The 16,918-nt window shown below is 36.0% G+C and carries 29 protein-coding genes and 1 tRNA gene; all 30 read left to right on the forward strand.

What is annotated here, in order from left to right:
• Positions 1-15 precede the first annotated feature (15 nt).
• Positions 16-708 (forward strand): putative HNHc nuclease, encoded by a 693-nt coding sequence (locus tag IV67_RS01840; protein WP_236698228.1) that lies wholly within the window; start codon positions 16-18, stop codon positions 706-708.
• On the forward strand, positions 671-1,189 hold the full coding sequence (gene ssb / locus IV67_RS01845) for a single-stranded DNA-binding protein (protein ID WP_057786550.1): 519 nt from the start codon (positions 671-673) through the stop codon (positions 1,187-1,189). Before IV67_RS01840 ends, ssb begins: the two co-directional genes overlap by 38 nt.
• Before the next feature lie 11 nt (positions 1,190-1,200).
• Positions 1,201-2,028, forward strand: coding sequence for a hypothetical protein (locus IV67_RS01850; RefSeq protein ID WP_057786551.1), 828 nt, complete (start codon positions 1,201-1,203; stop codon positions 2,026-2,028).
• The gene (locus IV67_RS09195) at positions 2,021-2,188 is read left to right on the forward strand and encodes a hypothetical protein (protein ID WP_157050268.1); all 168 of its coding nucleotides are present in this window, start codon (positions 2,021-2,023) and stop codon (positions 2,186-2,188) included. The genes IV67_RS01850 and IV67_RS09195 overlap by 8 nt, the downstream gene beginning before the upstream one ends.
• A 50-nt stretch (positions 2,189-2,238) precedes the next feature.
• Positions 2,239-2,589: a DUF7694 domain-containing protein gene (locus IV67_RS01855; protein ID WP_057786552.1), complete on the forward strand. Its 351-nt coding sequence runs from the start codon at positions 2,239-2,241 to the stop codon at positions 2,587-2,589.
• Positions 2,590-2,680: 91 nt separating this feature from the next.
• On the forward strand, positions 2,681-2,983 hold the full coding sequence (locus tag IV67_RS01860; RefSeq protein WP_057786554.1) for a hypothetical protein: 303 nt from the start codon (positions 2,681-2,683) through the stop codon (positions 2,981-2,983).
• Positions 2,971-3,129: a hypothetical protein gene (locus IV67_RS09200; protein ID WP_236698229.1), complete on the forward strand. Its 159-nt coding sequence runs from the start codon at positions 2,971-2,973 to the stop codon at positions 3,127-3,129. Before IV67_RS01860 ends, IV67_RS09200 begins: the two co-directional genes overlap by 13 nt.
• Positions 3,130-3,131: 2 nt before the next feature.
• Positions 3,132-3,359 carry a hypothetical protein gene (locus IV67_RS01865; protein ID WP_057786556.1) on the forward strand — a complete coding sequence of 76 codons (228 nt, stop codon included), beginning with the start codon at positions 3,132-3,134 and terminating at the stop codon, positions 3,357-3,359.
• Positions 3,356-3,754, forward strand: a complete 399-nt coding sequence (locus tag IV67_RS01870) for a hypothetical protein (protein ID WP_057786561.1) — start codon at positions 3,356-3,358, stop codon at positions 3,752-3,754. The genes IV67_RS01865 and IV67_RS01870 overlap by 4 nt, the downstream gene beginning before the upstream one ends.
• On the forward strand, positions 3,754-3,933 hold the full coding sequence (locus tag IV67_RS01875; RefSeq protein WP_057786563.1) for a hypothetical protein: 180 nt from the start codon (positions 3,754-3,756) through the stop codon (positions 3,931-3,933). The genes IV67_RS01870 and IV67_RS01875 overlap by 1 nt, the downstream gene beginning before the upstream one ends.
• A complete protein-coding gene (locus tag IV67_RS01880) occupies positions 3,933-4,166 on the forward strand; it encodes a hypothetical protein (protein WP_057786565.1) in 234 nt (77 codons plus the stop codon). The genes IV67_RS01875 and IV67_RS01880 overlap by 1 nt, the downstream gene beginning before the upstream one ends.
• The gene (locus IV67_RS01885) at positions 4,159-4,398 is read left to right on the forward strand and encodes a hypothetical protein (protein ID WP_057786567.1); all 240 of its coding nucleotides are present in this window, start codon (positions 4,159-4,161) and stop codon (positions 4,396-4,398) included. The genes IV67_RS01880 and IV67_RS01885 overlap by 8 nt, the downstream gene beginning before the upstream one ends.
• A gap of 92 nt (positions 4,399-4,490) precedes the next feature.
• Entirely contained in the window at positions 4,491-4,718 is a 228-nt protein-coding gene (locus IV67_RS01890) for a hypothetical protein (RefSeq protein ID WP_057786569.1), read from the forward strand.
• Positions 4,719-4,885: 167 nt separating this feature from the next.
• Positions 4,886-5,278, forward strand: coding sequence for a DUF722 domain-containing protein (locus IV67_RS01895; RefSeq protein ID WP_157050270.1), 393 nt, complete (start codon positions 4,886-4,888; stop codon positions 5,276-5,278).
• A gap of 136 nt (positions 5,279-5,414) precedes the next feature.
• Positions 5,415-5,482: transfer RNA gene (locus IV67_RS01900), tRNA-OTHER, on the forward strand.
• Positions 5,483-6,086: 604 nt separating this feature from the next.
• Positions 6,087-6,647 (forward strand): hypothetical protein, encoded by a 561-nt coding sequence (locus IV67_RS01905; protein WP_057786573.1) that lies wholly within the window; start codon positions 6,087-6,089, stop codon positions 6,645-6,647.
• A gap of 187 nt (positions 6,648-6,834) precedes the next feature.
• Complete coding sequence (locus IV67_RS01910; RefSeq protein ID WP_057786575.1) at positions 6,835-7,662, forward strand: aldo/keto reductase; 828 nt, start codon at positions 6,835-6,837, stop codon at positions 7,660-7,662.
• Between the two features lie 265 nt (positions 7,663-7,927).
• Positions 7,928-8,395 (forward strand): NEAT domain-containing protein, encoded by a 468-nt coding sequence (locus tag IV67_RS01915; RefSeq protein ID WP_057786577.1) that lies wholly within the window; start codon positions 7,928-7,930, stop codon positions 8,393-8,395.
• Between the two features lie 66 nt (positions 8,396-8,461).
• Positions 8,462-8,950 (forward strand): HNH endonuclease, encoded by a 489-nt coding sequence (locus tag IV67_RS01920; protein WP_057786579.1) that lies wholly within the window; start codon positions 8,462-8,464, stop codon positions 8,948-8,950.
• 169 nt (positions 8,951-9,119) lie between these two features.
• Complete coding sequence (locus IV67_RS01925; protein WP_057786581.1) at positions 9,120-9,521, forward strand: phage terminase small subunit P27 family; 402 nt, start codon at positions 9,120-9,122, stop codon at positions 9,519-9,521.
• A gap of 3 nt (positions 9,522-9,524) precedes the next feature.
• Complete coding sequence (locus IV67_RS01930; protein ID WP_057786583.1) at positions 9,525-11,462, forward strand: terminase large subunit; 1,938 nt, start codon at positions 9,525-9,527, stop codon at positions 11,460-11,462.
• Positions 11,455-11,646 carry a DUF1056 family protein gene (locus IV67_RS01935; protein ID WP_236698230.1) on the forward strand — a complete coding sequence of 64 codons (192 nt, stop codon included), beginning with the start codon at positions 11,455-11,457 and terminating at the stop codon, positions 11,644-11,646. The genes IV67_RS01930 and IV67_RS01935 overlap by 8 nt, the downstream gene beginning before the upstream one ends.
• Entirely contained in the window at positions 11,646-12,836 is a 1,191-nt protein-coding gene (locus tag IV67_RS01940) for a phage portal protein (RefSeq protein WP_057786587.1), read from the forward strand. The genes IV67_RS01935 and IV67_RS01940 overlap by 1 nt, the downstream gene beginning before the upstream one ends.
• Entirely contained in the window at positions 12,823-13,536 is a 714-nt protein-coding gene (locus IV67_RS01945; protein WP_057786588.1) for a head maturation protease, ClpP-related, read from the forward strand. The genes IV67_RS01940 and IV67_RS01945 overlap by 14 nt, the downstream gene beginning before the upstream one ends.
• A 2-nt stretch (positions 13,537-13,538) precedes the next feature.
• A complete protein-coding gene (locus IV67_RS01950; RefSeq protein WP_057786590.1) occupies positions 13,539-14,735 on the forward strand; it encodes a phage major capsid protein in 1,197 nt (398 codons plus the stop codon).
• Between the two features lie 17 nt (positions 14,736-14,752).
• The gene (locus IV67_RS01955) at positions 14,753-15,109 is read left to right on the forward strand and encodes a head-tail connector protein (RefSeq protein ID WP_057786591.1); all 357 of its coding nucleotides are present in this window, start codon (positions 14,753-14,755) and stop codon (positions 15,107-15,109) included.
• Positions 15,084-15,434: a phage head closure protein gene (locus tag IV67_RS01960; protein WP_057786593.1), complete on the forward strand. Its 351-nt coding sequence runs from the start codon at positions 15,084-15,086 to the stop codon at positions 15,432-15,434. Before IV67_RS01955 ends, IV67_RS01960 begins: the two co-directional genes overlap by 26 nt.
• Before the next feature lie 29 nt (positions 15,435-15,463).
• Entirely contained in the window at positions 15,464-15,862 is a 399-nt protein-coding gene (locus IV67_RS01965) for a hypothetical protein (RefSeq protein WP_057786749.1), read from the forward strand.
• Complete coding sequence (locus IV67_RS01970; protein ID WP_057786594.1) at positions 15,859-16,224, forward strand: DUF806 family protein; 366 nt, start codon at positions 15,859-15,861, stop codon at positions 16,222-16,224. The genes IV67_RS01965 and IV67_RS01970 overlap by 4 nt, the downstream gene beginning before the upstream one ends.
• Positions 16,225-16,896, forward strand: coding sequence for a major tail protein (locus tag IV67_RS01975; protein WP_057786596.1), 672 nt, complete (start codon positions 16,225-16,227; stop codon positions 16,894-16,896). It begins immediately after the preceding gene.
• The last annotated feature ends 22 nt before the right edge of the window (positions 16,897-16,918 follow it).

Genomic DNA, 16,918 nt, shown 5'->3' on the forward strand with positions numbered 1-16,918 from the left:
GAGCTTTGGGGACGCATGATTGGTGTGCAGGGTAATATTGTAAGATTTGCAGCAGAGAACCCAGAAGAACTTGCAACCTTATCTTTGTATACACATGAAGATTATCCAGAAGCTGTGTTGAATATACCTGATAATCGGAAGATTAGTGCAGTGCAGCGTAAGAAAGCCTATGCCTTGCTTCATGACATGGCTAAGCAAATTGGACAAGATGAAAGTAGTTTTAAAGATGCAATGAAAAAATTATTTGTAGAAGAAACGGGAGAAGAAACATTTTCATTTAGTGACACAGATATGACGACAGCAAGATATTTCATTAGCTTTTTATTAGACTATGCGCTTAAATGGCATATTCCGCTCTCTAAGAGCGCTTTGTCATATCAAGATGATTTAGACATGTATATGTATCAATCGCTTAAATACAGGAGCTGTGTGCTTTGTGGGAAACATGCAGATGTACACCACGTTGATGCAATTGGAAATAATCAATTTAGAGCATTAGCGGATCATCGAGAAAAGCGATTGGTGGCTTTGTGTCGTATTCACCATCAAGAGGCTGGGAATATGGGCTGGCCTACTTTTTCAGACTTATACCACGTTAAAGGAATTTACTTAGAACCCAAAATGCTAAATCAATTAGGCATTATGACTTATGAAAGGATGAAACAAATCGATGATAAACAGAACCGTACTGGTTGGAAGACTAACTAAAGATTTGGACTTGAAGTATACGAGTTCAGGAACGGCTGTGGGGAGTTTTAACCTGGCAGTCAATCGACAATTTACTAATGCGAATGGGGAACGTGAGACAGACTTTATTAACTGTGTGATTTGGCGTAAATCAGCTGAAAACTTAGCCAACTTTACAGGAAAAGGTTCGCTAATTGCCATAGAGGGACGGATTCAAACACGTAACTATGAGAATCAACAGGGACAACGAATTTATGTCACTGAGGTAGTGGTAGATAATTTTTCATTATTAGAGAGTCGAGCTGAAAGTGAACAACGTAAGAATGCAGTACAGCAGAATAATGGTGGATTTGGTGATACTTCACAAACACCTAATGCGTTTGGAAATAATGCGGCAGGTAATGTGTATAACGCACAAAGTCAAAATACAGGCATGCCAGCCAATGGACCTTTTGCGGATGGTCAAGAAGTCAATATTTCAGACGATGACTTACCATTCTAGGAGGTTGCAGTATGGCCAAAGTAATTAAAGCACGGAAAAAAGGTTTTACGACAACATCTAATGTGATAACGGAAGACAGCAGGTTACATTGGTATTCGCGAGGCATTTTTTACTATATGTTTGCTCAATCTGCTGACTGGCAGTTCTATACAAGTGAACTTGTCAATCATTCTGATCAGGATGGGATTGATTTATTAAGAAAAGGATTACGAGAACTTGAAGATTATGGATATTTAAAGCGAGTTCAACAAAAAGACGGTAATGGACGATTTGGAAGATATGATTGGTTTATTTCAGACGAACCAATGTTTGATGTACCGGACACGGATTTACCGGATACGGTGTCACCGGACACGGCATTACCGGACACGGTGAATCCAACACTAACAAATACTAATAAAACAAATACTAATAAAACAAGTACTAATAATACTGAGGATGATGATGAACAAGTCATTAATACAAGCGTGAAAAAAGCATTTAATGAAAACAAGCTGCAAAATCAAAATGAATATTCAGCGGTAGTGACGAAACGGTTATTGCCACTAGTTAAAAATGTTGATTCAGTTAAAGAGCTGAACGCAATGTTTGATGATGCACTGAAAGACGCATTAGATAAATCTAACTTAGGTAAAGTCCAAAAACCAGTTAGTTATGCAATCACAATTGTTAGCAACGCAGTCGATTGGGGCGCAAAGAATTATGATCAGTTTATAAAATTTACCAAGAGCGAACAGCGACTTCTAAATCAAGATTCTGTTCCGAAAATTGTGACAGATATTGATATACAAAGCCTAGATTTAACGCAATTAAAGAAAGAGGAACAAAACAATGAGTGATCTTAAACGGTATGTAATTATTGATGATGATAACGGTGTCTTTGAAGGTAAGGCATACTACAACGAAGATGATGCAAAAGTACGAGCCTTTGATGCATTAAAGAGTGGTGAAATAAAGAACCATTTCAGTTGTGTAGATGTACAAGAAATTAGTTTCTAAATAAAGAGAGGTACTTTGGTGGGACCAGTGGTGGGTGTTAGGAGTTTAGTATGAAAACAAAAACTGAAATTATTAATCAGAGCAACGTAAAAATTATAAAAGAAGCAGAAGATGGCTTTGCTTTAATTTGGCTAGATTGGATTGTAATTTTGAGTAATGGTGGTAACTGGGAGCACGTTAGCATCAGTAATAAAAATCGTAAGCGTATGCCTGACTGGCAGACGATGCAGAAACTTAAGCAACTTATTTTTAAACCTGACGAAACGGCTATGCAATTACATCCAGCTGACGATGACTACATTAGTCCAGCAACTGATGGCATAAAAAATGGTGTTGAAGTTTTACATTTATGGCGCCCAACAAAGACAACGATTCCATTACAGCCAAAAGAATTTGTTTAAAGTATGAGTATTAATTAGGAAATAATATGGATTCTAATTTTATTGTGGCTAGTAATCGACTTAATAATTATTTGGATTATAGGGAGAATAGATGAATAAATTAAAGAAGATTGAAGAAAAAGTAAGCAAACGACAACGAACGTTGTATGTATTGTTTGTGACATCGTTAGTTATGTTTGGATATTGGAATAGTTGGCAGTATATCCCCTGGTCATTGCGATTTACACTGCTTACATTGATGTTTATTTTTATTATTTTTAGTTGTCAGGCGGATATGTACAGCGAGCAACTGAAGAGGTCAAAAGAACACTTGAATTTGCAAGCTAATGAAATCGCACTTAAGAAAGAAAAAATTCGTGAGCAACAAAATCGTATCAACGAATGGGTGAATTAATGGCTTATCAAGTAAAGACAAAATCAGAAGTTACGAATGAAGAGACAGTTGTTGAACAATGCATGACACATGAGCAAGCTACCCGAGAAGCATTAAAGTTAACGAATCAAGGTGTGAAAGCATGGATTGAAAAGATTGGAGAGTAGTCATGAGTGAACAAGAAAAGCATTACATTGTACATTTTACTGGAGCAAGAGATGATGCTCCTGGAATATTCCCGATGGTGGCTTATCAAAACGATGAAGGCCGACCAATTGTAATAGATCCAAACGAGCATGAAGAGACTTTCACATATGCTGAAGGGTTCACATATGACGTAGCTAAAGTATACAAGCGTCAAACACATGGTGAATTAGAAGAGGTGAAGAAATCATGAGTGAACTAGAACAAGTATCTAAAGAGATGATGGATGAGTTAGAGGATTTTGGAAGACATACGTTTGATATTGGAATGAACCTATTTTTTAAAAACTGCTATCCGGAGTTGGAACATTACCGTTGTACGCACGGTGTAGGTCTTGATTTTAACGTGTTCTTAAAAATCATTAAGCATGTTAATGGCGACCCGCAATTTGAAGCAGAGAAGCCTAAAAAGTGGATTGTAAGGTCTAAGAAAATAGATTTATTTACTGGGTATTGGTTTTTAGCGTTAAATAAACATGGACTTATGAATTTATACTTTGGCGATAAATATACACCTTACAAATTTGATACACGAGAAGAAGCAGAAAAGTGGAGTAATCCACAAACAGAAGTAGTTGAGGTGGAATAGTGAGTAACGTTGGTAAGAAATTTAAAACACGCTATAAAAGTGAGTTTACGGGCGAAGGTCCAACTGGAGTTTGTAAAAAAGAAAAAGTGGTTCGTGATTTAGGACGTTTTGTTCTGATTGATTTTGGATACGTTACAACATGGTGTTTCACTCGTGAACTTGATGAGGTAGAAGAGTAATGAAATACGCTATTAAAACTGGAAGTAATAACAACGGTGAAATATTATATTTTCAACACTTTGGCAGCGGTTGTATTCAGCCAGTTGAAATTGGAGCGACCGAACCTCAAATATGGGAGTCATTAGAAGAAACAAAAATCCAACTAAAAGTGGCTAATATATTGACGGCGATGTTTGAAGATGATGGCAGAATAGAATTTGGATATGAAATCGTAGAGGTAGAAGATGATTAAATACGCATTTAAAGGATTATGTAGTAATTTTGTTCAATCAATTGTTTATGTTGGATTTGCACTTTTAATTGCAAAAATAGGTGGTTATCAAGCAACGTGGCAATTAATTTGGATTGCAGTAGCTGTAATTTCATTAGTACTTAATGTGGGAAATGCCCTGATTAAAATAAAATGTTCATCAGATCAGCTATCTAAAGTAATTGAATTCATGGACAACAATAAAGGTTTTTAGTTTATATTTGTGTTATTTGCAGTTAGGTTTAGGTTAAAATGAATGTTGAATAAAATTAAAAACTTAAATTTAACCGTAGAAAGGAGGCCGAGATGAGTTTAGTTGAAATTGAACCAGAAGTGCGTAGAGAATTAGCAAAGCGAGTTAAGTATCTTAAACGGTATGGGGACAAGCATAATCGAAAGCTACCTGACACGATGATTGCTCGAAAAATTAAGATTACAGCACCAACGTTGGCTAAATTTTTGGATAAGCAAACAGTAACGGTGCATCAAGATACGTATTGCAAAGTTGTTGAATGGCTAGAAAAAGACAAATAAAAAACACCACTTTATGGGGAAGTGGTGTTACATGGATTGGGCTATATGGGAGTAAGTTGAAAAAGAAGGTAACAATCCATGCACAAATATCATAACATAAAAAACGCCCAGCAAATACTAGGCGCCTTTGATTTAAAGCAATATAATTATAACATGGAGGGCAAAGGTTGGCTGATAAATATGACAAGATGTTAGAGAACTATTTTTTAGGCAATTATCCTAACCTAATTCAAATTCGGATATTGGAGCTAAGCGTCAGTAACAACACTGATGAAAATGTTGGGGGTGGAAAAGCTCAATTTAAGTATGATAAAACGATTGAAAATAAGCTGGCTAGATATGAGCAAGATGAACAACTGGCTGAACTTAAGAGCCAAGAGTTTCTGATCAAGACATGGTTTACAGTATTATGTCCAGAACGGCAACAGGTAATTAGGGACCGATACCGAAACCGACATACGAGCTGGAAACAAATAGCTACTGCAGGGAATATAACAGAACGAACTGCTAGAAAATGGCGAGATGACTTTAAAGATGTGATCAAAGAATGGATAAAGTGAAACCATGGGCCGGAATTTTTGCAAACTTAACCGTTTTTGACTAAAAAAAGGTGTTATTATGATAGTGTTGAATAATTAGATGATGGTTATTCAACAAGCTAATGAATCAACTCCTTGATTCTTATTTAATCTGGTTAGACACGTAGCTTAATGGTAAAGCCACATACTTAGGTATATTTGCAGGTTCGATTCCTGTCGTGTCTATAAAGAATAGATATTTAAACCTAACTATTTAAATAGCATGGGGCTTTAATATGTAGATTTAATTTGATAGAATATGTTTAAGTGCTAATGGTGCTGAATATATAAAGAGAGGGGGAGAATATAATGTCTCAAGAAAATAGTAAGGAAGAAGAGAAGTCATCACTTAGTCCTCAAGAAGAAGTGAAGTCTACTCCAGAAGCCCCTGATTATAAGAAGGCTGACTAAAACTTTAGCAGTTTTCAATTGTTAGATGAGAGTAATTTATTAAAAGACAGACACATCTGCAGATGTATCTGTCTTTTTTACTGGATTTAAATATAATGAATAAAGCCGTCAAACGTGGGTCGTAGGTTCAAATCCTACTGGGGGCATTGAAGAGTAAAACATAGTAATGAAGAGTAAACTAGGTATAAATCGACCTAGTTTAGAGTTATCCACAAGTACATGTAAACTGGTCGATTTCGACCAGTTAAAGATACGAATGTAAAACAAATACGCAAGTTAGACCATGTTAGGTCTGTCAGAGATGACAGGCTTTTTATTTTGGGCATAGTTACTGAACTTTGGTATAATTTACTTATTAAATGACAGGAGACTTTAGATTATGACATGGGTTCAATTAGGAAGTGGCTTAATAGTTATCTTGGGAGTTCTTTACTGGGGATTTGCTAAAAAAATTCCAGATATGTTTAGAGATGCGCTAAAGCAAAATAGAAATTTTAATTTTGATAAGCAATTACAAATTGATAACTATTATCGTTTAAATGGACAATCAGATATGCAAAAGCTAATTTTGGAATGGTCAAATTTATTAATCGATAATGAAGGAACTAAAAAGATGGGGCCGTTCGGTTTGCTTGCATTGCAAGGGCAAACAATAGGGTATGCATCAGAAAAAACAATAAAAACAGTTGGAAACTTTATGCAGTTTTTGTATGTCCAGAATACTCAAGATAATTCAGAACAGAACCAATCTGAAAATAAAAAAGGCGATGAAGATACATATACATTTATAGCTTTCATAGCAGTAATTGTTTCATTATTAAAACAAGATTTTACAGGTCAATCATTTGATCCAATTGACCTGATAAGAATAAAAATTAATGATTTAAATAAAATCAGCGAAGCAAGATACCGAGATGAAATTAGAAAAATTAAGGAATAGGAGATAACGCATTATGGCAACTTGGATAATAGCATTTGGCATTTCAATAATTATTGGTTTTTTAATTGTTTATTGTCTAATAAAATGGTTGTCAAAACATTAAAGAGTAATCATTAAGTTGGTTGCTCTTTTTTGTTGTTTCAATTAAGAGTAGAATGAACCGTAGTTGAAAATGGAGGATTTATTTATGGAAAAATATACTCTTTTAAACGGAATGTCTATTCCGAAAATTGGTTTTGGAACATATAAACTAAATGGAACAAGTGGTGCAAATTCGATTAAACATGCCATCGATAATGGATATAGATTAATCGATACTGCATACAACTATGAAAATGAGGGTGCTGTAGGTCAAGGTATCCAAACATCTAAAGTAGATCGTTCTGAAGTGCTAGTTACATCAAAATTGCCAGGACGATACTATCACGAAAATAGTATTGAGACCATTCAAGAATCTTTGTATAGAAGTCAACTTGATTACTTTGATCTTTATTTATTGCACTGGCCTAATCCTGAAGACGACCACTATGTTGAAGCATGGGAAACACTCATAGAAGCACAGAAGTTTGGGTTAGTGCGCAATATTGGTGTATGTAATTTCTTACCGGAACATATTGATCGTCTGGAAAAGGAAACCGGTGTGTTACCAGTTATCAACCAAATTGAATTACATCCATTGTTTAATCAAAAAGAACAACGAGCATACAATGAGAGTAAAGGAATTTTAACTGAAGCATGGAGTCCTTTAGGAAGAGCAAGTAGCGTCTTAGAAGACGAAACTTTACAACAAATTGCCAAAAGTCATAATAAAAATGTTGGGCAAATTATATTACGTTGGGAGATTCAGTTAGGAGTTGTACCTATTCCTAAGTCGTCGAGTGATAAAAATCAGTTGGCAAACTTAGATGTTTTTGATTTTATGTTAAGCGATTCGGAAATGATGAACATTAATTCTATGTCACGACCGGATGGGAGAACACATGACCAAAACCCGGAAACGTATCAAGAATTTTAAGTAAGTGTAGCTAATCAACATTAAGGGTTTTCAATTTTTTAATTCGGTGGTTGGATTGAATGTAATGTTTATTACTTGACAAGTATTAAAGATAGAAAGTTAAGATAATAGCACTTTATAAATTTAAAATGTATTAAGAGTAACCGATGGGTTGCTCTTTTTTGTATGGTGCTTTTTATAAGAATTAAAGTTGATTTAAGGTAATGGTATATATAATAACTTTGTTAATTGTTGCACTTGTATTTTATTTTGGAGGAATTTGATTATGTTTAGTAAGAAAATGTTTATTTTGGCAACTGTTGTATCATCGATAGGGTTTGGTATAGCTGCACCAAATATTCATGCTGATAATGTAGCAAATGCTACATCTTCACAAGTAAGTAATTCTGCAAAGTACACAGATGGTATGTACCAAGTCAATACAACATACTTGAAGCAAGGAACGACTAACGCTTCAACAATGGGGAAATACATGTCAGCTGTAAGTGATGTAACTATTAAGGGAAATACAGCAAAACTTACTATTTCAGCTAACAGTGCATCGTCTGCAAAGATGATTACAGGATTTTCAATTAATGGAACATCTGGAGTTAAGAACGGTAATTCATGGACATTCACATTACCAACTAGTGTATTAGAGAATACATTAAATGGACATGTTGATATTAATGTGATTTTCTTTACAGAGAGTCAACCAGTCGACGTTAAGCTAGATATGTCTAGTGTTAATTAAAAATATAAAAAAGAGGACTTTGTAAAGTGGTTCTCTTTTTTTGTGCACAAAACTTGGAGGGATGTTATGCCAAGAGTTAAACAATGTCGTAAGGTTGGATGCCATAGTCTTGCAACTAACGGCAGAGCATACTGTGATGCGCACCAGGATTTAGAAGAAGCAGACAGGAATAGGCATGATAAGTATATGACGCAGAGATATAACAAACAGATACGTAATAGGGATGGGACTAAAAGAGAACAAACGTCATTCTATCGAACCAAACAATGGGTTGAGTTGCGTAAGGTTGTGTTGAATCGAGACAGTTATCTGTGTCAGTACTGTGCAGTGCATGGACGAGTAACACCTGCTAAGGTAGTAGACCATATTGTTCCTATAGAGTACGACACAGACAGAAAGGCAGATGTCACGAACTTATCGGTTATATGTGGTCGTTGTCACTCTAAAAAGACAGCATGGGAACAACATTATTATGGAACAGGACAGCAACAAAATAAAAAGAAAGTCCCCGAAATAAAATCAACGGGGGCAATCGCAAAATTAATTGAAAAATAATTTAGACCCCCCTGTAGTTGTGAGTAAAAAGGAGCGCACACAGTTCGTGTTCTCGTAAAAATATCGGATTTTGAAAACTTTTTTTCAAACAAAAAACGCCCACCGTGGACGTTTGTAGTAGATATATGAGAGAAAAATGCACCTAAGTAATTTAGAAAGGAGTTGATCAATGACAAAAGGAATTTCAGACGAACCACCACGTTATCTGAAAGGTGAAGCGCGGAATTTATGGAAAAGATTAGTGCCAGTTTTGAAAGAGAATTTCGATGTTCAACTCTTGGATAAAACTATTATTGAGAGCATTTGTATTAACTATGAAATTTTGAGACGAAGCTATGATGAAATCAATTCAGAAGATGGCGTGGGTATTCATTACTGGTCAGAAAGCGGTATGTTGAAATCAAATCCCGCCATTACAGATATTGATCGCGCAAGTAAAAATATAAAGGCTGGATGTGAAGCCTTAGGGATGACACCCAAAGCACGGGCTGAATTATTGGACTTGATAGATGATACAGACAAAGATGACATATCAATTATGGACGAGTTAAGAAAGGCGGCGGGTGGATAACATATGAAAAAGTTAGATTTAACCAAATCGAAAGATGTATTAGGCTCATTCTTAACTTTTGATTCATCTAATATTAAACACAAATACACTGATGAAGCAACCTGCTATGCATTTCGTGTTCTAGAAGGTAAGCAAATTGCAGGTTATCAATTACAATTAGCTTGCTTACGCCATGTTCGAGATTTAATGCGAGTTGAAGAGCAGGACCCAGAGTTTCCATATTTTTATAGTAAAGAAAAAGTAAATAGTATTTTGACTTTTGCAAAATTATGCCCCGATCCAGATGCTGGGAAACCATTACCGTTGATGCCTTGGCAAAAATTTATCTTGTGTCAATTAATAGGTTGGCGAACGTCAGACAGAGATGATAAGCGATTTACTTTAGCTAGTGTAAGTGTAGCTCGTAAACAAGGTAAAACATACTTTGCTGCTATTATCCTAGCTTATTCTTTCTTATTGGAAAGTATCGGTATGCATAACCAAGACTTTTTAGCAGCGGCAAATACATCTGATCAAACTGCCAAATTATATGGATATGTCAGCGACATGATTAGTTTGTTGATTGAGAAGCAACCACTTTATCGTGAATATGCAAAACAAACCGGAATGATTGTTCAAGAGAAACAAATCATAGCAAAAAAGGTGCGAAATAGGTTAGTAAAGGTGTCAAATGAATCCGGTAAATATGATGGGTACCATTTTACAACTGCAGTCTATGATGAAGCTGGTGATGAAAAAGCAGGAAAGTATACATCACGAATAACAACAGGACAGCAAGATGTTCAGTATCATCAATTTATTAAGATTTCTACAGCTTACGAGTTTTTGGGGACGGAATTTCATAACGGATTGAGACGTGGCCAAGAAGTGATGGAGCAGGATTGGAATCGTGAATCTGATTTTGAGTTGTGGTTAGTTTGGGCACAAGATGATGAAAATGAAGTATATCAGCCAGAAACGTGGGAAAAGTCAACACCGTTGATAGGTATGGCAGAGCGACATGATTCAACGATTGATTCATTGATGAAATTACGCGAAACCATGATAACCGAGGGGAAATTAGCAGAATTTCAAAATAAATCTATGAATGTTTACTTGCAAGATTCGAATAAATCATATTTAAAGTTAGCAGATATTGATAATGCAATTGTTCAAGATTTTAGTATAGACAGACGGCCAGTATATATCGGATTTGATTATTCTATGATGAGTGATAATACAGGAATTGCGTTTGTATACCCATATATGGAAAACGGTAGTCCAAAGTGGCATATCGAGCAACATTCGTTTATACCTTGGGAAAAAGCCGGTTCAATTGAAGCGAAGGAAAAACAAGACGGCATTATGTATCGGAAACTTGCCGAAAAAGGCTTTTGTACTATTACATCGCACCCACAAGGAATGGTAAATGATGACCAAATATACCGTTGGTTAATGAATTATGTTGATGAACATATGCTGGATGTTCAACTTTTCGAATATGATCCTTATGGATTGACGAAATGGGCAAAACAATTGGGAATCAATGTAGATTGGCAATATATGCCAGTTAAACAAACGACGCCTTATGTAATGCACCCAACTAAATTTTTACAAACTGCTTTTGTGGAAGGTTCGATTACTCGTTTAGACGATAAAGTGATGGAAAAAGCTTTATTAAATGCAGTGATTAAGGAAGATAAAATTGGCATTCAAGTTGACAAAGATAAAGCAACTCTGAAGATTGACGTTGTTGATGCAATTATTGATGCTTTATATCAAGGAATGTATCATTTTGAAGAATATGCTGAAATCAACGATCCAAAGAAGCGTGTTGAAAACATGTCAAATGAAGCTAAAGCAGAATGGATTTTCTCGGAAGATGGTGGAATTATGACTGAAGATGAAATGAACAAACTGCAAAAGGAACTTGAAAGATTGGAGATGAATGATGATGTTTAAGAAATTATTTTCAAACATTTGGACTATTTTGGATTTACTATTTTTTATAGCTGCTGCAATTACATTTAATTGTGGCGGCTTTTATTTAGGTCAAATTTGGGGATATGTGACGCTGACACTAACTTTTATTATAGCGGGGGTCATTGTTGAACAAATTCAAGTGAATAAAGGTGGTGATGCTTAATGCCCATGTTACGACCACCTAAGTTTCTGAATGAAACTGGGAACAAAACGTTGGATGTATCAACTAATGGGCTATCAATTGATAATGAAAATATTTTGAGCAAACTTGGTTTAAATAACGATTATGTAAATGCTAACGATGCATTACGTGATTCCGATATTTATGCCATTATTTCAAGATTAAGTTTTGATTTGGTGTCAGCAAAAGTACATACGGAACAAAGCAAGACAAGCTTTATTTTGCAGAATCCGACACCAATGACAAACCAATTAGCATTTTGGCAGTCTGTTTATGCACAGTTATTGTTAGGGGGTGAGGCGTTCGCTTATATTTGGAGAAATAAAAATGCACAGATTAAGTCGTTTGAATACTTAAGACCAAGTCAAGTTCAAACTGTACGTTTGATGAATGGGGCAGGTTTAATGTACAACGCAACTTTTGATGAGCCAGCAGTTGGTTTTGTTCAAGGAATACCTAGTGGAGATATGCTACATTTTCGTCTGATGAGTACGAATGGTGGAAAGACGGGGATTAGTCCTCTTTCAGCATTAGGGGATGAATTTCAAATTAAGCGTGAAGCTAATAGACTATCGTTGACATCGCTTGCGAAGTCGGTGTTTACGCCAGGTATTTTAAAAGTTGGTGTTGAAAAAGGTGGTTTACAAGGTGCGGTAGAAAAAACAGCATTATCACGATCATTTATGAAGAGACTGGAGTCATCAAAGGGTGGCCCAATTGTATTAGATGAATTGGAAAGCTTTACACCATTCGAAGTTAAAAATGATATTTCAAAATTATTGGCATCAACCGATTGGACAAGAAACAATATTGCTAAAGTTTATGGTGTTGATGATAGTCAGTTAAATGGTAATGGTGATCAACAATCATCTATCCAAATGCAAATGGAGCAATATATTAAAAGTTTGCGGCGTTTTGCAATTACGATTGAAGCGGAATTAAGTAATAAACTCAACGATAACGTAGAGTTAGATTTGAGACCAGTTTATGACATTTTGGGTGGTAATACAGTTAGGGAAGTTTCTGATTTAATGAAAGATGGTGCTTTAACTTCAGGAGAAGCAAAACTTTTACTTAAAGAGCGCGGATATTTAAGTAAAGATTTTCCTGATATACCAGAAACCAATCCTAGATTTATAAAGGAAGGAGGTACGAACAATGAAAACACTTGATTTAATTGGGCCGGTTGTCGGAAATGATTCAAGTTGGATTTACGACTTTTTAGAAATTGATTGTATTAGCCCTAATAAGGTTAAAAGTACATTGAATGACTTAGGAGATGATGATTTAACAATTAATTTATCTTCAGGCGGTGGAGAAGTGACGGCGGCAAGTGAAATATATACTGCTTTACGTCAAATTGACAAGGAAGTGACTATTAATATCACTGGTATGGCAGCAAGTGCGGCGTCAGTAATTGCAATGGGAGCGAATATTGTTAATATTTCGCCAACTGCTCAATTTATGATCCATCAAGCTAGTGTATCTGAAACAGCAGGAAATAAAGATAAACTAACTCATGTTGCGGACATGCTTGATAAGACGGACCAATCTATTGCACAGGCATATGTCGAACGAACAGGCGTTTCAATGGATGAGATTGCAAAGATGATGGCAGACGAAACCTTTTTAACAGCTACAGAAGCAGTTGAGTATGGTTTTGCTGACAATATTATGTTTGCTAATCAGGCTACTGCAAAGGCTACAAATTCCATTGAAACAGGTTTGTTATCAACGGATGCAATTAATAAGGTAGGTACATTAATTGCTAAGCAATCACAAAATAAAAATTCACAAAAGAACAAGACAAATAACAACGGAAGTCGTCTAGCACAACGAAGTGCTAAGGCGACTATTTTATTGGAGGATTAAAAATGACTATTAATGAATTAAATGATGCATGGGTAAATGCGGGACAAAAGGTGTCTGACTTACAAGCTGAGGCAAACGCCATGGTAAACGTCGATGATGTAACGGTTGAAGACATTACTAAGGTGCAAAACAATGTTAAGGCAGCAAAAGCGCAACGAGACTTGGCATATCAAAACTTGGTGGATGCGCGTGCAGAAGAAGTGGCTTCAATGAGTGATAAGGATGTACAACCACTTAATGGTGAGGAGAAAGCGGACAAGATTAAGTTTATTGATGAATTTAAGGGAATGATGAAGAATGATCCAACAATCATTAACTCTCTAACCTCATCTACTGATGAACAAGGAAACGCAGCTGGATTAACAATTCCGGTTGATGTACAAACTGCCATTCATCAATTGATGCGCCAATACGATTCATTGGAACAATATGTTAATCATGAGTCTGTAACTACAGCTTCAGGAAGCCGAGTATATGAAAAGTTCTCTGAAATTACACCACTTGTAAATCTTGATGATGAAGAAGGTGAGATTAAAGAACAAGACGCACCTAAGCTAACCCTTATTAAGTATGTAATTAAGCGATATGCAGGAATTAATACAGTTACTAATTCATTGCTTAAGGATACGGCAGACAATATCCTACAATGGCTAACTACTTGGATTGCTCGTAAGGTAGTTGTTACACGAAATCAAGCTATTATTGAAAAAATGAATGCTGTACCATCTAAGCAAACTTTGAGTAAGTTTGACGATATTAAGGACTTGCAAAATAAGACATTGGACCCAGCACTATTATCAACATCTATGTTTATTACTAATCAATCAGGATTTTCTGAATTGGCCAAGGTTAAGGATGCACATGGTGAATATTTGATTCAACCGGTTGTTACTCAACCTGAAGTTAAGCAAATTGGTGGAAAGCAGGTTGTAGTAGTGGCCGACCGATGGTTGCCAAATCAAGCCAAGGATACGTTCCCATTGTACTTTGGAGATATGAAGCAAGCTATTACACTTTATGATCGCGAGCATATGTCATTGTTGTCAACAAATATCGGAGGTGGTGCATTCGAACATGACCAAACAAAGGTACGTGTTATTGACCGCTTTGATGTGGAAGCAACAGATTCAGATGCCTTGATTTCGGCATCATTTAAGAAGATTGCAGATCAACCAGCAGCTACTGCACCTACAGCTTAGTGAAGTGAGCGTGGCATATGGGTGATAATGAAAAAAGTGAGTTATTAGAACAACTAAAATTGTCGCTTAGGCTGGATATGGAAGAAGATGATGAGTTGCTTAATTTGTATATTGATGCGGCTTCTAGCTATATAAAAGGAGCAGTTGGTGATAGTGAATCATTCTGGGAAGACGATTCAATCAAGCCGATGTTCAAGACTGCTCTAATCGCGCAAGCAAGTGGATATTATGCAGCAAGAACTTCATTAACTAACATTCCAATGTATCCAATTAATATGGCTGTAAACTCTATTGTCGGACAAATGCGTGGACGCTATGAAGTGTATCTTGAATTAAAGGATGTAACAGATGAAAATCAATCCAAATCAATTTAACCATAGGGTGGCATTTGGTTATTTGCGTGAAGATGAATATGATGCTAATGGTCAAAAATTAGAAGAGTTTGTTTCTGAATTTAAACTTTGGTTTGGTTATCGTCAACAAACGTTGAATCAACAATATACATTGGAAGGCCTTGATATTAAAAAGACTAAATTAATTGCGGTGCGTCATTCTCACAAAATTAAAGAGAGTATGTATTGTCAAATTGATGATGATCTCTTTAAAATCGTGACACTTAGTGCTGATGAGCGAAATGGAACTGGTTTAAATTCATATGACATCTTAACGCTTCAATTAATCGAGAAGAGAGGTGCTTGATAGCTTTGGACGATGATTTTGAAACTCAAATGAATAAATTAGTACACGATGTTGGCGGAATAGTTAATATTTCAGTTGATGATAGACAAAAAGTAACCAAAGTTGGCGCTTTGGCAATGCAAAAAGTGATAGAAGAGGAAACGAAAAAAAGTCATTTCAATAGTGGCCGTGATACATCAAAATTTGAACATTTGGCTGATTCCGTAACCTCTGGAAGATTAGCTGGTACACGAATTGATGGCACGTCAGCAGTGGGATTCTCTACAAATGATGTAAATCATGCACGAATTGCGAGGTTTTTAAATGATGGCACTATAAAAATGCCTGGTGATTCATTTTATGACCAAGCTATAGAGACGGCTAAAGAACCTGTGTTTATGGCTGAAGCAGCAGCATTAGCTAAAATTCAGGAGAAGAAGGGCCTATGAGTTTATTAATGGAAGCGTATCGGCAAATTAAACTGGAAGCTGTTTGGGCCGATGCTATACGAGTAAATGCTTTAAAAGCAGATGAAGATAAAAACAAAACACTGATTCTCGTTAGGAATAGCACGAGTGGAGTCGGTGATTATGGTAGTAATCAATTTAATACTTATGAAGGAAGCGTTCAAATTCAAATATTTTTGAGTTTAAATGCTTCTTTTGATTTAGAAGAAAAGTTAATAGCACTGATGAATGCTTTAAATCAGGGTGGTTGGCAAATAAATGAAGTGAAGCCTGCTATACCTGATCCAGATACAAAACAATTAACAGCAACAATAAACATAAGCAGAACAAAGGAGGCATTATAAATGTCATTAGGAATTAATCGAGGTTGGGTCGCTATTATTGACGACAATACTAACAAAATCGTTACGGGAATTGATGGAATCAATGGGCGTCAAGATGATAAGTCTGGAATTTTTCAAGCGGATGTACGTTCGGTAATGGGGCTAGTTGGGTTTAATTTAACCAATATGGCGGGAAGCCAAACTGATATTTTTGGATCAAATCGTGTAGTTGCCGTTTCAACAGGTAAGGCGTCACCGCAAGGTGTTTTAACAGCCAATGCTTTTCCACATGCCGTGCTTAATAAATTATTAGGCCGTAAAGAAAAGGGAAATGGTGGCTTTGAAGCTGCAGGTACAAACAATACTCATGTCACGATTTTGGTTGAATCGGCAGAATCATTTGATATTGAAGAACCGCTATATGTAGGTTTCTATAAAGCTATTGGACAAGATCAAGCGCAAAATATGCAAACTAACAATGCAACCGAACAACGCCAAACGGATGACATTACATTTAAGGCAATCGAACGTGGCGATGATGGATTTGGAGCTTGGTATTATCCAGATTATGCAGCCTTTACTAAGGAACGTATGTTCCAGGACTTTTTCCCTGGTGCAGATGTAACAGAATTTGCCAATGCTGGAGAAGATGCAGCAAAGGGTGGAAACACAAAAGTTGTACCGCAAGATTAAGAACTAAGCAATAACGTCGCCA

Origin of the sequence: Weissella minor (assembly GCF_001437425.1) — a bacterium.
In the GTDB taxonomy this organism is placed as follows: domain Bacteria; phylum Bacillota; class Bacilli; order Lactobacillales; family Lactobacillaceae; genus Weissella; species Weissella minor.